Genomic DNA, 16,386 nt, shown 5'->3' with positions numbered 1-16,386 from the left:
GGCCGCCGATCCGCCGGACAAATCGAACCTTGCTTTATGCACGATGGACCCTGCGCGTGAAACGACGCCAAGGTCAGGAACGGATCAATCATGTTTTCAATCGAACAATACAAACGGGAATGGCTGGGCAACATCCGCCCCGACATCCTGTCCGGCCTGGTGGTCGCACTGGCGCTGATCCCCGAAGCCATCGCCTTTTCGATCATCGCGGGCGTGGACCCCAAGGTGGGCCTCTACGCCAGCTTCTCGATCGCGGTGATCACGGCGATTACCGGTGGTCGGCCGGGGATGATCTCGGCGGCGACGGCGGCGACGGCGGTGCTGATGGTCACGCTGGTGGCCGATCACGGGCTGCAATACCTGCTGGCAGCAACCGTTCTGGCGGGCCTGATACAGGTGGGCTGCGGGCTGCTGAAGCTGGGCTTCGTCATGCGCTATGTCTCGAAGTCCGTGATGACCGGTTTCGTCAATGCGCTGGCGATCCTGATCTTCATGGCGCAGCTGCCCGAACTGGACTTCGCGACGCCCGGCGTCACCTGGTTCACCTATGTGCTGGTCGCGGCATCCCTGGCCATCATCTATCTGTTCCCCTATGTCACCAAGGCCATCCCCTCGCCCCTGGTGACCATCGTGGTGCTGACGGCGCTGGCAATGCTGCTGGGCTGGGACGTGCGGACGGTCGGCGACATGGGCGCCCTGCCCGATACGCTGCCGATCTTCCTGCTGCCCGATGTGCCGCTGAACCTTGAAACACTGCAGATCATCCTGCCCTATTCGGTCGCCGTGGCGGTCGTGGGCCTGCTGGAAAGCCTGATGACGCAGAACCTGGTGGACGAGCTGACGGACACCCGCACCAACCGCAATCAGGAATGCATCGGCCAGGGCCTTGCCAATACCGCCACCGGCTTCATCGGCGGCATGGCGGGTTGCGCAATGATCGGCCAGTCGATGATCAACGTCAAATCCGGCGGTCGCGGGCGCCTGTCGTCCTTTATCGCCGGTGTCTTTCTGCTGATCCTGGTGGTGGGACTGGGCGATCTGGTCAGCCAGATCCCGATGCCGGCCTTGGTCGCGATCATGATCATGGTCTCGATCGGCACCTTCAGCTGGTCGTCCATCGCCAACCTGCGCACGCATCCGCGGTCGTCGTCGATCGTCATGCTGGCGACTGTTGCCGTTGTCGTCTGGACACACAACCTGGCCATCGGCGTGCTGGTCGGCGTCTTGCTGTCGGGCATCTTCTTCGCCGCCAAGATCGCCCAGCTGTTCCGCGTCCGCTCGACCATCTCGGATGACGGACGGGAACGCCGCTATATCGTCGAGGGGCAGCTGTTCTATGGTTCGGTCGAGGATTTCATGGCCGCCTTCGACTTTTCCGAGGCGCTGGACCGCGTCGTCATCGACGTCAGCGGGGCCCATATCTGGGACATCAGCTCCGTGCAGGCGCTGGACATGGCGATCCTGAAATTCCGCCGCGACGGTGCCGAAGTGCAGTTGATCGGCATGAACGAAGCTTCGGAAACCATCGTCGACAAGCTTGCGATACATGACAAGCCCGGCGCGATGGATAAACTGGCAGCGCACTGAGGGGGGATCGAGATGACCGAAAACATCATCGCATTGGTTGACGGGTCGGGCTATGCAGCCTCGGTCTGCGAACATGCGGCCTGGGCGTCGAAACTGACGGGGGCGCCCGTCCAGCTGCTGCACGTCATGGGACGACGCGAGGCTGCCGGCCCGCAGGACCTGTCCGGTGCCATCCGACTTGGCGCCCGCAGCGCCCTGCTGGAGGAACTGGCCACCTTGGACGCCCAACGCGCCCGCATCGCCAACGAGGCGGGCCGCGCCCTGTTGGAGGATGCGCGACAACTGACCGAAGGCGCAGGGGCCAAGGGTGTCACCACCCGGCTGGAACAGGGCGATCTGATCGAACGGACCGTCGGCCATGAAGCCCCCGATACCCGCTTGATCGTCATAGGCAAGCGGGGTGCCGCTGCGGATTTCGCCAAGGGGCACCTTGGTTCGAACCTGGAACGGATCGTCAGGGCCGCACGCAAGCCCGTGCTGGTCGCATCGCGGGCGTTCAAACCCATCCGCAAGGTTCTGGTTGCCTTCGACGGGGGCAGTTCCTCGCTGAAGGCCATCGAGCATATGGCCGCCAGCCCCGTCTTCAAGGATCTGCGGATCGAGCTGGCGATGGCCGGCAACACCCGTGAAAGCGCGCGCGATGCCTTGGATGAGGCGCTGCTGCGCCTGCGGGCGGCCGGGCTGCACGCCGAGGCGGTCGTTCTGGAGGGATCCGCCGACACCGCCCTGTCCGAACGCATCGAGACGGGCGGGCATGATCTGCTGGTCATGGGTGCCTATGGTCACAGCCGCATCCGCAGCATGATCATCGGTTCGACCACGACGCAGATGCTGATCGCCTGCAAGCTGCCGGTCCTGCTGTTCCGCTGAGACACCGGTCCGCGCGCAGATACCGCACCCCGAACTGGGTGCGGTATCTGCGATCACCGATCAGCCGATTGTCGCGCAGCCGCGCCCCTTTCGCTTCGAATCGTAGAGCGCGGCATCAGCCATCTCGAGCAGTCGTTCGGGCGTCTCGAGGCGGTCATGGCCCCAGATGATGACACCGATGCTGGCCGAGACCCGCAGATCCGAAAGCTCTGGTGGCGACAGCTCCTGGATGTTGGCAATCAGCCGTTCGGCGACATGGCCTATTGCAACGGGACAGGTCATTCCGCGCAGGATCAGCACGAACTCGTCGCCGCCGATCCGCGCAGCCGTGTCATCCTTGCGAACCAGGCCCTGCAGGACCGAGCCGACATCGCGCAACAGGTCATCGCCTGCCTTGTGGCCAAGCCGGTCGTTGACCTGCTTGAAGTGATCCAGATCCATGTGGACCAAGGCAAATGGCGTAGGCCTTTCGGTCCGCTCGTCGGTGGGTTGGCGCATGGCGATGGACAGCGCCCCCTCCAATGCCCGGCGGTTTCCCAGACCCGTCAGGGGATCGGTCTGCGCCTGCAGCAGCGCGACCTCTCGTGCGGCGGCCAGCTGCTGGTTGAAGCGGGACAATTCGGTCAGGACCCCGCGATTGGCTTCCTGCAGGAACAGCAGTTCCATGGCCAGATCGCTTGGGGCGAAATCGGCGTCCGTCAGCTGCGCCTTGCGGATCGCGCGGGTCAGCCCGATGCCAAAGCCCAGGTTCACCAGCATGTTGCCATCCGAAAGCCGCACACCGTGACCGCGCAACACCAAATCGCTGATGTGCTGAACCCGCAGGAACAGGCGTATCCCGCGATCGACGGCATTGCGGATAGCATCGATCGCCTCGGCGCCTTGGCCGGCACGACCGCTGATCAGGCAACCGTGCAACCCGCTGCGCAGACCCGGAACCAGTTTCAACAGGGTCGGACCGATCGACAGCACCGTTCCACGGTCGTTCAGCACCAGGTGCATCGGCATCAGCTGGCAGAGCGCCTCGACCGGCAGGTTCGCGATCGCGTTCTTCATGCCTGACCCGCCTCTGCCGCGCCGCATTGGATTGAAAAGAGCCGCCCTTCGGCAAATTGTTCGTCCCAGACCTCGATCCGGATAACCGTATCCTCGACCGAGATCAGGCACAGCGCCCCATAGTCGTCGGCCATGCCGCGGATCACCCCCGCCAGAACCGATTTCCACGTCGGTTCCGGGTCCAGCAGGACGACCCAGAACGCGTGGTCCTTGGCATCCACCTGCAGACGCGGCACCTTCAGACTGGGCAGCACCAGCTGCGCCCTGCCCGGCAGTTCCTCAAGTCGCAGCAGGAAATCCCTGAAGTCGCGCCCCGAAAAGCGCAGTAGACGCCGGACGGGTTCGATGCGTGTCATCCACGCGCCCAGATCCTCCAGCATTTCGCTGTGCGGTTTGGCCATGCGGAATGCGGCGCGCTGCAGGGACTCGGCGCCAAAGCCCGCCCCCAAGGGTGCGACCGCACCCCGCGCGACGGCCGCATCGTCCACGACGGACGCCACAAGCGCGTCGCCATACGTCGACCTGAGGAATTCCTCGATCCCGCGATTTATCAGTGAATTCATGCCACACCTCGATTCGGATCGACGGTAGCAACCAGGGGTGAATAAATCGCAAACGGCTCAGTCGGATTCCCAGCCATAGCTGCCGGGGCCTGCCAGCGCCGTGCGTGCCGCCATCACGTCGTGCGGACGCAGTTGCAGGGCCTGGGCGAATTCGTGGATGCGTTCATCACTTTCGACCACGAAATCCAGCAGGAAGACGGCAATGTCGGGCCTTTGCGCGATCTGGCGCAGATCGTCCGGGTTCAACCCGCTGGCGCCCATGAAATGCGACAGTTCATCAGGTCGTTCGACCAGCGCCAGAAGGATCTCGGTCGCCAGATCGTGGGCCTGTTCCGGGGTATATGCCATGCGATTTAATCCTTGTGCCGAAAATGTCGGTCCCGCGCCTCTGTGGAAACAATTTGTTAAACATTTGAGGCGAAATTGAAGTTCTGATGTCGAGACTCGCTGGATGGGTAGATGACGGCTCGTATCCTTGTCGTAGATGCCGTGGCAACCGCCCGCATCACATTGAAGGTCCGGCTTGCGTCGGTCTGCTATGACGTTGCGGCCGCAAGCAACACCGCCGAGGTCTTTGCCGCCGTCGAGAATGCCCGACCCGGCCTGATCATCCTGGGCGGCGATGCGGAGGACGCCGCGATGGTGGACGCCTGCCGTCAGCTGACCGGCGATCCCCGCACTGCCGATATTCCCGTCATGACATTGGTTCAGGGATCGCAGCGTCTGGCCGCCCTGCAGGCCGGGGCCATCGCGACACTGCCCCCGCAGGTCGAGGATCAGATGCTGATGGCGCGCGTCCGTGGCATCCTGCGCGACGCGGAACCGGCCAGCACCCCCGAACTGGGCATGGCCGAAGCCGCAGCCTCTTTCGCCCATGCCCGCAAGCCTCAGGTCGTGCTGATCGCCGATATGCCCGCCCGTGCACAGCGCTGGCGTCAACTGCTGTCCGAGCAGATGGATTGCCGCTTCGACATCAAGGACCCCGACGAGGCGCTGGCTGCGGCCACGGCGGGACGGAATGCGGATGTCTATCTGATCTCGGTCGATATCCGTACCCATGGCGACGGGCTGCAGCTGCTGTCCGAACTGCGGTCGCGTCAGGGGTCGCGCGATGCGGGCTTTGTCATCGCGATCGGACCCGATGCCGAGGAACTGGCCGCCTTCGCGCTGGACCTGGGGGCCAGCGACGTGGTGCCTCAGGACCTCGGGGGCCCCGAGGGCGCAAGCGCGGCGGCCATGTCGCTGAAGATGCTGCTGTCGCGCAAGACGCGGGGCGACGAACGCCGTGCCGAAGCGCAGCGCAACATGGTCTGGGCCATGACCGATCCCCTGACCGGGCTTTACAACCGGCGCTATGCCATTCCCAAGCTGTCGGCCATCACGCGCGATGCGCTGCTGGGCCATCAGGGGTTTGCGGTGTTCGTCATGGATTTGGACCATTTCAAGCGCGTCAACGACAGTTATGGTCACAGCGCAGGCGATGCGGTCCTGACCGAGGTCGCCGCGAGGTTCCGGGCGGCACTTGAGCCTGCAGGCCTGGCAGCCCGCATGGGCGGAGAAGAATTTCTGGGCGTCATTCCCGATTGCTCGGAGGATGAAGCCTGTGCCGTGGCCGAACGGCTGCGCAAGGCAATTGCCGCAAGCCCGGTGACGCTGCCGATGATCACGGGCGGTGGCAGGATCGCGGTGACGGCCTCGATCGGGGTGGCCACGGTGGCTCCGATGCAATGCGACGGTTGGCCCGATCAGGTTGCCCGCATGACACTGGAACGGGCGGATCGGGCGCTGCTTTCTGCCAAGGGATCGGGCCGGAACCGCGTCATATGCTCGCGCCCGGATCAGGCCGCTTGACGACCACTTCCAAATCGGTCCGCAAATGCCTAGGTTCAAGGCACCGGGCAGGCAGTCCGGCCCCTAGCAGGAGCATCGGCATGTCCCAATCCGAAAGCCTCGCGTCCGACACGCTGGATCGCCCGACCAAGCCCGCCATGCTGCGCGGTGCCATGTGCCGCTGTCCCGCATGCGGCGAGGGCAAACTGTACAAGAGCTATCTGAAGGTCAACGACCACTGTCCCTCCTGCAACGAGGCCCTACACCACCACCTGGCCGACGACGGGCCGGCCTATCTGACGATCCTCTTGGTTTCCCATCTGGGTGCGCCTTTGCTGCTGGCGATCTTCGTGGCCTATCGGCCCAGTGCCATGACCCTGCTGACCTCCTTCGGGCTGGGCGCCATCGTGCTGTCACTGCTGTTGCTGCCGGTCATCAAGGGTGGAATGGTCGGCTTTCAATGGGCACGCAGGATGCACGGCTTCGACGCATGACGACGCAGGTTCCCATCAGGGATGCGGCCACCATCATCGTTTTGCGGCGTGGTGCTGGTGAAACCCGCGTCCTGATGGGAATGCGCGGCGCAAAGGCGGTTTTCATGCCGTCGAAATTCGTCTTTCCCGGTGGTGCGGTCGACCCGCAGGATGCCCTGACCCCACTGGCAGGAAAACTGCCCAAGGACTGCCGCCGTCGTCTGGCCGATCAGGGCGACGCGATCGCCGTCGCCGCGCTGCGCGAGTTGGCCGAGGAGACCGGCCTGCTAATCGGGACCACGGGGGCATCCGCATTGCCGGGCTATGCCGAGGCCGGATTGATGCCCGACGCATCGGCACTGCGCTATCTGTTCAGGGCGATCACGCCGACGGGTCGCCCACGCCGCTTCGACGCGCATTTCTTCATTGTCGATTCCGCGCGGGTGCATGGCGATCCCGATGACTTCAGCCGCGCCTGCGATGAGCTTTCGCACCTGCACTGGGTCACCCTGACCGAGGCGCGCAATCTCGACCTGCCCTTCATCACCGAGGTCGTGCTGGCAGAACTGATCCAGCTGGTTTCGGGGCTGCCCGATGACAGCCCGCTGCCGTGCCCGGCCTCGGTGCCCTTCTTCGACAACCGGACGGAAGTGCCGACCTTCAGGCAGATCCTCTGATCATCGGCCTGTGAATGAGGGTCGGCGTTTTTCCAGGAATGCGGTGACCCCTTCGACGAAATCGGCACTGCGACCGGCTTGACCTTGCAGGCTTGCCTCCAACGCCAACTGCGCGTCCAGATCATTGCCTGCCGATGCCGCCACGGCCTGACGAACTGCAAGATAGGCCCCTGTTGGCCCATCGGCCAAGGTCCGCGCCCGCGATGCGACCACATCCGCAAACTGGTCGTCGGGAACGGACCGCCAGATCATCCCCCATTCCTGCGCCTGATCGGCCGAGATGGGCTCGGCAAACAGCATCATTCCCATTGCGCGGGCCGCGCCCACGCTGCGCGGGATGATCCATGTGCCACCGGCGTCCGGGATCAGTCCGATCCGCGTGAAAGCCTGAATGAAGCTTGCCCCTTGCGTCGCGATCACCACGTCCGCCGCCAGCGCCAGGTTCGCCCCGGCCCCCGCAGCCGTGCCGTTCACGGCCGCGATCACCGGCACGGGGCATTGCGTGATCGCTCGCAGCATCGGCTCGTATTCGTCCCGCAGCGTGCTTTCCAGATCGGCTGCCGCCGCCCGGTCGGTCAGGTCCTGACCCGAACAGAAGCCACGCCCGGCCCCCGTCAGCACCACGCAACGAACCGACGCATCAAGGGTGGTCAGCGCCTGCGTGATCTCTTGCCGCATCTGACTGTTCAGGGCATTCATGACCGCGGGGCGGTTCAATGTCAGCGTGGCAATGCCATCGCGGGTCTGGAATTCGATGGTCTGAAAGCTCATGTGCCCCCCTCCTGTTGGTCAGGGGATCATGCAGGATTGCCGGGCCGGGGAAAGCGCGACCCCGCGTCAGTCGGGTGCGTCTGCCTGCATGATGCGGTCCAGCCGCTTGCGTTCTTCGGGGGACAGTTCGGCCACCTCGGGCGATGCGATGTTGCGGGTCCGTAGAAAGCGCAGCCCCAGCAACAGCCCCAGCAGTGCCATCACCGGCCCCGCGGCCCAGAGGATCAGGTTGCTGCCAGTGGCTCGAGGCTCGAACAGCACGAACTCGCCGAAGCGATCGACAACATTGTCCATCACCTGATCGTCCGTATCGCCGGCGGTCAGCCGTTCGCGCACATAGAGCCTTAGATCGCGGCTGATGGCGGCGTTGGAATCATCGATGTTTTCGCCCTGACACACCGGGCAGCGCAGCTTTTGCGACAGTTCGCGCGCGCGGGCTTCAAGCGACGGATCGGACAGCACCTCATCGGGCTGAACGGCCAAGATGGGCGAGCCGAGCGTCAGCAGCACCGCTGCAAGTCTGATCGCGCCCCTCATTCCGCGGGCACCGCTTTGGCGGCCCTTGGCTTGGCGCTGCCTGCCGCGACGCGATAACGACGGTCCGTCAGACTGATCAACCCGCCAAGTGCCATCAGCAGCGCACCACCCCAGATCCAGTTCGCGAAGGGCTTGATATAGGTGCGGACCGCCCAGCCTCCGCCCGGCTGTTCGTCGCCGATGACGACATAGAGGTCACGCAGAAAGCCGAAGTCGATGGCAGCTTCGGTCGTGGGCATGTTCTGGACCGGATAGACACGCTTTTCCGGCTGAAGGATGGCGACCGTTCGACCATTCCGGCTGGCCTCGATCGTGGCCTGCTGGGCATAGAAGTTCGGACCGTCGTGACGTTCGACGGAAGTCAGAAGCAGCTCGTAGTTCCCGACCTCGAAGGGCTGGCCGACCTGAGCGACGCGCACATCCTCGACCTCCCACGCCTGGATCAGGGCGACGGCGATGAAGGTCACACCCAGACCCGCATGCGCGATGGCCTTGCCCCAATCGGCGCGCGGCAGACGCAGCAGGCGCGACGGTCCTGATTTGCCTGTCCGCGACCACAACTCGGACAAGGCACCGAAGACCAGCCAGGACCCAAGCCCTGCCCCGATGACCGCCAGCGCCGAATGTCCGGTCGAGACCGCGAAGACCAGAAGCATGACCGCGCAAGTCAGCACAAGCGCCCCGCGCAGGTGACGCAGCGACCGGCCAAGCGTCGCGCGTTTCCACGGAACGATGGATCCGACGGGCAGCATGATCGCCAGAACGATCATGAAGGGGGTGAAGGCCTGGTCGAAGAAGGGCGGGCCGACCGACAGGACGCGGCCCCAGACCATCTCGGCCACCAGCGGCCAGATGGTGCCGACGAAGACGACGAAGGCCGAAACCGCCAGCAGGACGTTGTTCAAGACCAATGCCCCCTCGCGGGACACGGGCGCAAAGACGCCCTTGGCTGTCATCACCGACGCCCGCGCAGCATAAAGCGTCAGCGCTCCTCCGACGAAGAAGGCAAGGATCGCCAGGATGAAGACCCCGCGTTCAGGGTCGTTGGCAAAACTGTGGACCGAGGTGATGACACCCGACCGGACGATGAACGTCCCGATCAGCGAGAATCCGAAGGCCATGATCGCCAGCAGGATGGTCCAGCTTTTCAACGCCTCGCGCTTTTCGACGACGATCGCGGAATGCACCAGTGCTGCGGCCAGCAACCAAGGCATGAAGCTGGCATTCTCGACCGGGTCCCAGAACCAGAAACCGCCCCAGCCCAATTCGTAATAGGCCCACCAAGACCCCAAGGCGATGCCGATAGTCAGGAACACCCAGGCCGCCAGCGTCCAGGGCCGCACCCACCGTGCCCATGCGGCGTCAACGCGCCCCTCGATCAGGGCGGCGACGGCAAAGCTGAAGGCCATCGAAAGGCCGACATAGCCAAGATAGAGGAACGGCGGGTGGAACGCCAAGCCGGGGTCCTGCAGCAGCGGGTTCAGGTCCTGCCCGTTGAACGGCGGATTGCCCAACCGCCAGAACGGGTTGGAGGTGAAGATGATGAAGGCGTAGAAGGCCGCGCCGATGGCCGCCTGAACGCCCAGCACCCGCGCCCGCAGGCTGGGCGGCAGGTTTCCCCCGAACAAGGCCGCCGCTGCACCGAACAGCGCCAGGATCGTCACCCACAGCAGCATCGATCCTTCGTGGTTCCCCCAGACACCGCTGATCTTGTAGAGAAGCGGCTTCGCGGTATGCGAATTTTCATAGACCAGCAGGACCGAGAAATCCGAGGTGACGAAAGCGATGGTCAGTGCGCCGAAGCTGATCAGCATCAGGATCAGCTGGGCCAGCGCCGCGGGTCGGGCGCTGTCCATCCAGCCGTGCCATCCCTTCGCGGCCCCCACCATGGGCACCGTCATCTGGTAAATGGCGACCATGAAGGCCAGGATCAGTGAGAAATGGCCAAGTTCTGCGATCATCAGGGGGTATCCTTTGTTGACCGCAGCATAAGCAAGCGACGAAGGAGGGAAAAGTCCCCCCTTCGTCCCGTCAGGTCAGTTTTGCGTGTCGTCGCCGCGGCTTAATCGCGCAGCGAGGCCGCCCAATCCCTCAGCGCCGCATTGTCGGCGAAATCATCCGAAGGGACGGTGACCACCTTTGCGACCGTCTTTTCCTCGGCGGGTTTGCCGGGCCAGACACGGTCGCGAAAATGATGTGCTTCCCGCGCACCGAAATAGAAGCCAACGATGGCCCCCAGCAGCCACCAGAGCGGTTCGGGCACCAGCTGCAACCCTTGCATCCGCAGTCCAAACCCCTCGGGGTCGATCATGGAATAGATGAACAGCGCCATCGTCCCCAAGGCCAGAAGCGGTCGAGGAACCCTGTTCAAGCCGTTGACGAAGCTGTCGAACCATCCCGTCGGAGCCGATGCAAATTCCTGCCCGTACTGGCTGATGGCGCGGGCATAGGCCTCCTCGTCCAACTCCATCCGGCGGGTGGCGTTCTGGGTGAAGACCTCGGCCATGCCGGTGGCAGCGCTGCCAAGGGCCGTGACGGTCGGTGCGACACCGATCAGGCGGTCGATCATACCCATTTTGCGGTCCTCTCACGATGTTGGGCCTGCGAAAGGTGGTATTTGGGGGCGATGAATTCCTCGGCGCGGGTGATCCAGCCACCCTTGCCGCCCGCATTCGTTCGTGCGTATTTGCGGCTGGCAGGGCGCTGTTCGGCCAAGGCATAGTAGTAATTCCGCCGTTCGATCCCATAGGCATCGCTGAAATGCAGCGGCGCGGCCTTGGCCGCCTGCGCCGCGGCGGCAATGGTCATCGGCCCGACCGCGCCATCCGCCGCGGTTGCAAATCCCATGCGTGTGACCAGCCGCTGCAGGATCTTCACCGCATTCGTGCCGGCGTTGACATACATGTCGAAAACGCTCGGTTGCACGGCCTCGGGCAGTTCGGCCAGGCGCGGCTTGCGGAAGTAATGCTCGACGAAGATCTGCTCGGCCTGCGCGCGGGTCAGGGAACGGACGTCAACCGCATCGACGCGACCATCCTTGTTCAGGTCCAGCCCAAGCGACTTCATGGTGCCAATGGTCACACCGAAGTTGGTCGCCCCACCGGGATCGTCGGGGTCGTTGACATACCCCCCTTCACGCATGACGATCTGTTGCGCAATCTGTTCGACGCTTTGCATGACACCCCCGTTTCGGGCAGCAACCGGATGCCGCCTCTGGCCGGGAAGGCTGCGTCTTCGGGGTTAATCTTGTCTTAACAAGCCGTGCGTTGCACGCTCAGCTGCCGGGTTCCTGATAGACACCCGAGGCCTTCAGCGTATCGACGACCTCTTTGGGCATGTATGTTTCGTCATGTTTGGCCAGCAGTTCGCGCGCCTCGAAGCGACCTTCGCGATACCAGCCCTTGGCAATGGTGCCCTGTCCCTCGCTGAACAGATCCGGCTTGGGGTCGTTGCCGACATAGCTGACGGGGATCTCGGCCAGACCGTCGGTGATGACGAAATCGAAGGCCACGCCCTCGCCCATCCGCATCGAGCCGTCCTTGACCAATCCGCCCAGCTGGAAGAACTCCTCGGGTTCGGGGGGCGTCTCGCTGACCTGGGTCGGCGAGCGATAGAGGTTGATCCCGTCGCTGAAGCCATAGCCGATCAGGGCCACCGCGATCACCAGCGCGACGGCCGCAGCCGCGATCACCTGTATGCGGCGCTGCTTCTTCAACGACTTCATACCCGCCATGGTATCCCTTCCCCCCTCAGGCCGCTTCGAATTGGATCGAGCGGCGCAGGAATTGCGTTGCCTTGCCCGAAACACGCTTCGGATCCCCGGTGGTCAGGAACTTCGAGACCTGCCCCGGACCGACGAATTCGGGCCTGCGCTGCAGATAATCGGCAAGGCTCTCGGCCACCAGCCCGGCCTGGCTGTAAACCTTGACGTTCTGACCAAGGGCCGCCTGGAAGGCTCTCTCCATCAGCGGGTAATGCGTGCAGCCCAGAATGGCCGCCTCGGGCGAGGGCATGCGGCGCAGCAAGGCCTCGACATGGCTGTGGACCAAGGCTTCGGCCAGAATTTCGTCGCCCATTTCAATGGCATCGACGACGCCACCACAGGGCTGCGCCTCGACGTCGACACCCACGGCGCGGAAAGCCAACTCGCGTTGGAAGGCGCGGCTGGCGACTGTGGCGGGCGTCGCGAACAGCGCGACGTTGTTCACCGCCACGCGACGGGGCGGCGAATTGTCGCCCCATCCGCGTTCGGTCAATGCCTCAATCATCGGGACGAAGACGCCAAGCACGCGCTTGTCTTCGGGAAGCCAGGTTTCCTGCATGCGCCGAAGGGCCGCGGCACTGGCGGTATTGCAGGCCAGGATCACCAGATCGCAACCCTCTTCCCACAGGCGTTCCACCGCGGCGCAGGTCAGCTGATAGATGTCGTCCGAGGTTCGCACCCCGTAAGGCGCATGCGCATTGTCGCCCAGGTAAACCAGCGGCACGTCCGGCAAACGGGCCGCAATCGCCTGATGGACCGTCAGTCCGCCAAGCCCTGAATCGAAAACTCCGACCGCCATCGCCCGTCCTCTTGTGTCGCGTGCCGCCCTTCATAGGGCGACACATCGGTTTTGCAAACGGTCCAGTTCACTCGGCCGCTTCACGGAGTGGTGCGTGCCCGGCGCGGAACTGCTGCAACAGCTCCGCCCGGCGGGTCGCTGCCAGATCGGCGGCCTTATCTTTGACCGGCCCATAGCCGCGAACCGACATCGGCAATTGCGCCAGTTCGATCGCCACCGGCATGGTGGCATCGGTGACGCCCGCGAAGACCTCGGCCATGTCGCGTTCGTATTCGCGGATCATCGCACGTTCACGACGGCGTTCGGCGGAATAGCCGAAGGGATCCAGAGGCGTGCCCCGCAGTCCCTTCATGGCCGCAAGCACCTTGAAGGCCTTCAGCACCCAAGGCCCGAACTCACGCTTCTTCGGGCGGCCATTCGCATCCTTGCCAGTCAGCATCGGCGGTGCCAAATGCAGCGACAGTCGGACATCGCCATCCCATTTCTGCGCCACCTGTTCCGCGGTCGTCAGGTGAAGACGCGCGACCTCGTATTCGTCCTTATAGGCCAACAGCTTGTAATAGCTTTCTGCGACGACCTCGCGCATCGGTGCGGGCGCTGCCTGCACCAACTTGGCAAATCGCTTGGCCAGACGCTTGCCCTGATAGCCGATCAGGCGCTCCTCGCGCAGGGCGACCGGATCCGCGGGCAGAGTGGATACCGTGGCAGGCTTGCGGGCCTGTTCCGGGAAAGCCATGGCCCAACGCCCGATCTGGAAGGCGCGCTGGTTTTCATCGACCTTCGCGCCGTTCAGCCTGATCGCCTCGAGGATCGTGTCCAGTTGCAGCGGGATCAGCCCGCGCTGCCAGCACGCACCCAGGACCAGCATGTTCGAATAAATCGAGTCCCCCAGCATCCGCAGCGCAAGATCATTGGCGTCAAAAAAGGTAACCTTGTCCTGCAGCCGCGCCTGAAGTGAGACCTTCAGCCGATCCGAGGGAACCTGGAAGTCGCGGAAGCGCGTGAAATCGCCGGTGATGATCTCATGGTCGTTGACGACGGCGCCAGTGCGGCCCTCGGTCATCAGCCCGATGGTCTTGGCGCCCGCCGTGACGACCAGATCGCCGCCGATGACACAGTCCGCCTCGCCCACGGCCACGCGGATAGCGCTGATGTCGCCGGGCTTTTCGGCAAGACGCAGGTGGATATGCACGGCACCGCCCTTCTGGGCCAGACCCGCCATCTCCATCATGCCCGCGCCCTTGCCGTCCATATGCGCGGCCTGCGCCAGAACTGCACCGACCGTCACGACGCCCGTGCCGCCGACGCCGGTGATGACGATGTTATGTGTGCCGTCGATTGTCGGCAGCTCGGGCATCGGCAGATCGGGCAGGTCGAAGGCCTGCGCCTTGAATTTGCGCAGCGTTCCGCCACGGACCGAGACGAAACTGGGGCAGAACCCCTGCACGCAGCTGTAATCCTTGTTGCAGCTGGACTGGTCGATCTGCCGCTTGCGGCCCAGTTCGGTTTCCAGGGGCACGATCGACACGCAGTTCGACTGGACCGAGCAGTCACCGCAGCCCTCGCAGACGTCGGGGTTGATCCAGATGCGGCGGTCGGGGTCGGGGAACTGGCCCTTCTTGCGACGGCGGCGCTTCTCGGCGGCGCAGGTCTGGATATAGAGGATCGCGCTGACACCCTTGGCATCTTCCAGGCCGCGCTGCACCTCCATCAACTGCGCGCGCTCTTCAAAGCGCAGCCCCTTGGGAAACTGGTCGCGATCGACATCCTCCTTCTCGTCATAGACCACGACCACCGGATCGACACCCATCGCCACCAGTTCACGCGCGATCTGAGAAGCGGACAGACCGCCCTCGTTCGGCTGACCGCCCGTCATGGCGACCGCATCGTTATAGAGGATCTTGTAGGTGATATTCGTCCCCGCAGCCAATGCCGCGCGGATGGCAAGGATCCCCGAATGATTATAGGTTCCATCGCCAAGGTTTTGAAAAACATGGTTTCTGGTGCTGAATGGTGCCTCGCCGATCCAGTTGGCGCCCTCGCCGCCCATATGGGTGAAACCCTCGGTCTCGCGGCCCATCCATTGCACCATGTAGTGGCACCCGATCCCCGCATAGGCGCGGCTTCCCTCGGGCAGCTTGGTCGAGCTGTTGTGCGGGCAGCCCGAACAGAACCATGGCGTGCGGGTCGCGATCTCGGGGGCGTTGTCGTTGCGGCGCACTTCCGTCAGCCGCGCAAGGCCAGCGCGCACCGCCTCGGTCCCGCGTCCCTCCTCGATCAGGATGCCGCCGATCTTCTGCGCGATCATCACCGGGTCCAGCGCATAGCGGGTCGGGAACAGTTCCTCCTTGGTGCGGTCGTGCTTCCAACCGTGGACGCGGCGACCGTGGCGATTGTCGAAGATCGCCTCCTTCAGCTGCACCTCGATCAGCTTGCGCTTTTCCTCGACGCAGACGACCAGTTCCAGATCCTCGGACCATTCCTGGATGGATTTCATGTCCATCGGCCAGGTCTGCCCAACCTTGTAGGTGGTCAGGCCAAGCCGCTCGGCCTCGGCCTCATCGATGCCCAGAAGCGACAGCGCGTGGACTAGGTCCAGCCAGTTCTTGCCGGCGGCCACGAAGCCGATCTTCGCGCCCGGCTTGCCCCAGACCTTGCGGTCGATGCGGTTGGCGCGGGAAAACGCCTCGGCCGCCCAACGCTTGTGATCGATCATCCGCGCCTCTTGCGCGACGGGCGTATCGCCGAGGCGGATGTTCAACCCGCCCTCGGGCATGGCGAAATCGGGCGTCACGAAGGACAGACGGTGCGGATCGCCATCGACAACCGCCGTCGCCTCGACCGTGTCCTTCATGGTCTTCAGGCCCGCCCAGACACCGGCGAAACGGGACAGGGCGAACCCATAAAGCCCATAGTCCATGATCTCCTGCACGCCCGCGGGCGACAGGACCGGCATATAGGCGTCGATCATCGCCCAATCCGACTGGTGCAGCACGGTCGAGCTTTCGCCCGTATGGTCGTCCCCCATCGCCATGACGACACCGCCGTGGCGCGACGATCCGGCCATGTTGGCATGCTTCATCACATCGCCCGTCCGGTCCACGCCCGGCCCCTTGCCGTACCACAGGGCAAAGACGCCGTCGTGACGCCCCTCGCCGCGCAGTTCCGCCTGCTGGCTGCCCCAGATTGCCGTCGCGGCAAGGTCTTCGTTCAACCCGGGCTGGAACAGGACATGGGCCTCGGCCAGCCGTTTCGATTCGCGCATCATCTGAAGGTCCACCGCCCCCAACGGCGACCCCCGATAACCCGTCACCAGACCCGCGGTATTCAGACCGGCAAGTTTGTCGCGTGCCGATTGCATCAGCATCAGGCGCACCAATGCCTGCGTTCCGTTCAACAATACATGACGTTTTGATAAATCGAGGCGATCCGCCAGCGAAAATTCCTGCTTGCTCATCCT

General features: G+C 64.0%; 16 protein-coding genes and 1 other annotated feature (1 of these 17 running past the window's edge). Of the genes, 5 read left to right on the top strand and 11 right to left on the bottom strand.

The window, feature by feature from the left end:
- Nucleotides 1–23: a sequence feature (sul1 is cis-regulatory element that is thought to sense ions involved in sulfur or methionine metabolism; They are found in Alphaproteobacteria), on the top strand; it begins 33 nt to the left of the window's first position.
- A 67-nt stretch (nucleotides 24–90) separates the two neighbouring features.
- Nucleotides 91–1,587: a SulP family inorganic anion transporter gene (locus DDE75_RS06790; RefSeq protein ID WP_108501614.1), complete on the top strand. Its 1,497-nt coding sequence runs from the start codon at nucleotides 91–93 to the stop codon at nucleotides 1,585–1,587.
- Between the two features lie 12 nt (nucleotides 1,588–1,599).
- Nucleotides 1,600–2,457 (top strand): universal stress protein, encoded by an 858-nt coding sequence (locus DDE75_RS06785; RefSeq protein ID WP_170310932.1) that lies wholly within the window; start codon nucleotides 1,600–1,602, stop codon nucleotides 2,455–2,457.
- A 60-nt stretch (nucleotides 2,458–2,517) separates the two neighbouring features.
- Here DDE75_RS06785 and DDE75_RS06780 read toward each other — a convergent pair whose 3' ends face one another.
- The 3 genes from DDE75_RS06780 to DDE75_RS17235 are packed head-to-tail and all read right to left on the bottom strand — an operon-like array spanning nucleotide 2,518 to nucleotide 4,424.
- Nucleotides 2,518–3,513: a GGDEF domain-containing protein gene (locus DDE75_RS06780; protein WP_162798933.1), complete on the bottom strand. Its 996-nt coding sequence runs from the start codon at nucleotides 3,511–3,513 to the stop codon at nucleotides 2,518–2,520.
- The gene (locus DDE75_RS06775; RefSeq protein ID WP_108501611.1) at nucleotides 3,510–4,076 is read right to left on the bottom strand and encodes a heme NO-binding domain-containing protein; all 567 of its coding nucleotides are present in this window, start codon (nucleotides 4,074–4,076) and stop codon (nucleotides 3,510–3,512) included. Before DDE75_RS06775 ends, DDE75_RS06780 begins: the two co-directional genes overlap by 4 nt.
- 57 nt (nucleotides 4,077–4,133) lie before the next feature.
- On the bottom strand, nucleotides 4,134–4,424 hold the full coding sequence (locus DDE75_RS17235; RefSeq protein ID WP_162798932.1) for a DUF3572 family protein: 291 nt from the start codon (nucleotides 4,422–4,424) through the stop codon (nucleotides 4,134–4,136).
- A 111-nt stretch (nucleotides 4,425–4,535) separates the two neighbouring features.
- Between DDE75_RS17235 and DDE75_RS06765 the strand changes: the two genes are divergently transcribed.
- The 3 genes from DDE75_RS06765 (at nucleotide 4,536) to DDE75_RS06755 (ending at nucleotide 7,056) form a co-directional block, all read left to right on the top strand.
- Nucleotides 4,536–5,927: a diguanylate cyclase gene (locus DDE75_RS06765; protein ID WP_108501610.1), complete on the top strand. Its 1,392-nt coding sequence runs from the start codon at nucleotides 4,536–4,538 to the stop codon at nucleotides 5,925–5,927.
- Between the two features lie 80 nt (nucleotides 5,928–6,007).
- Nucleotides 6,008–6,400, top strand: coding sequence for a DUF983 domain-containing protein (locus DDE75_RS06760; protein WP_108501609.1), 393 nt, complete (start codon nucleotides 6,008–6,010; stop codon nucleotides 6,398–6,400).
- On the top strand, nucleotides 6,397–7,056 hold the full coding sequence (locus DDE75_RS06755) for an NUDIX hydrolase (protein WP_108501608.1): 660 nt from the start codon (nucleotides 6,397–6,399) through the stop codon (nucleotides 7,054–7,056). Before DDE75_RS06760 ends, DDE75_RS06755 begins: the two co-directional genes overlap by 4 nt.
- On the opposite strand, the gene DDE75_RS06750 is transcribed toward DDE75_RS06755, so the two are convergent.
- The 8 genes from DDE75_RS06750 to DDE75_RS06715 all read right to left on the bottom strand — a co-directional run bounded on the left by DDE75_RS06750 (nucleotide 7,057) and on the right by DDE75_RS06715 (nucleotide 16,383).
- Complete coding sequence (locus tag DDE75_RS06750; RefSeq protein ID WP_108501607.1) at nucleotides 7,057–7,827, bottom strand: enoyl-CoA hydratase-related protein; 771 nt, start codon at nucleotides 7,825–7,827, stop codon at nucleotides 7,057–7,059.
- A 66-nt stretch (nucleotides 7,828–7,893) separates the two neighbouring features.
- Entirely contained in the window at nucleotides 7,894–8,364 is a 471-nt protein-coding gene (locus tag DDE75_RS06745) for a cytochrome c-type biogenesis protein (protein ID WP_108501606.1), read from the bottom strand.
- Nucleotides 8,361–10,325, bottom strand: a complete 1,965-nt coding sequence (locus tag DDE75_RS06740) for a heme lyase CcmF/NrfE family subunit (protein WP_108501605.1) — start codon at nucleotides 10,323–10,325, stop codon at nucleotides 8,361–8,363. The genes DDE75_RS06745 and DDE75_RS06740 overlap by 4 nt, the downstream gene beginning before the upstream one ends.
- 101 nt (nucleotides 10,326–10,426) lie before the next feature.
- Nucleotides 10,427–10,939, bottom strand: coding sequence for a holin family protein (locus DDE75_RS06735; protein ID WP_108501604.1), 513 nt, complete (start codon nucleotides 10,937–10,939; stop codon nucleotides 10,427–10,429).
- A complete protein-coding gene (locus tag DDE75_RS06730; RefSeq protein ID WP_108501603.1) occupies nucleotides 10,930–11,541 on the bottom strand; it encodes a holin-associated N-acetylmuramidase in 612 nt (203 codons plus the stop codon). Before DDE75_RS06730 ends, DDE75_RS06735 begins: the two co-directional genes overlap by 10 nt.
- Nucleotides 11,542–11,638: 97 nt before the next feature.
- Complete coding sequence (ccmE, locus tag DDE75_RS06725) at nucleotides 11,639–12,088, bottom strand: cytochrome c maturation protein CcmE (RefSeq protein ID WP_108501602.1); 450 nt, start codon at nucleotides 12,086–12,088, stop codon at nucleotides 11,639–11,641.
- Nucleotides 12,089–12,113: 25 nt separating this feature from the next.
- Complete coding sequence (locus DDE75_RS06720; RefSeq protein ID WP_108501601.1) at nucleotides 12,114–12,926, bottom strand: glutamate racemase; 813 nt, start codon at nucleotides 12,924–12,926, stop codon at nucleotides 12,114–12,116.
- A 67-nt stretch (nucleotides 12,927–12,993) separates the two neighbouring features.
- Complete coding sequence (locus tag DDE75_RS06715) at nucleotides 12,994–16,383, bottom strand: indolepyruvate ferredoxin oxidoreductase family protein (protein ID WP_108501600.1); 3,390 nt, start codon at nucleotides 16,381–16,383, stop codon at nucleotides 12,994–12,996.
- Nucleotides 16,384–16,386 lie beyond the last annotated feature (3 nt).

Origin of the sequence: Paracoccus indicus (assembly GCF_003056335.1) — a bacterium.
Taxonomy (GTDB): domain Bacteria; phylum Pseudomonadota; class Alphaproteobacteria; order Rhodobacterales; family Rhodobacteraceae; genus Paracoccus; species Paracoccus indicus.
The sequence above is the reverse complement of the archived record's forward strand: the minus strand, read 5'-3'. Positions and strand labels throughout refer to the sequence as shown.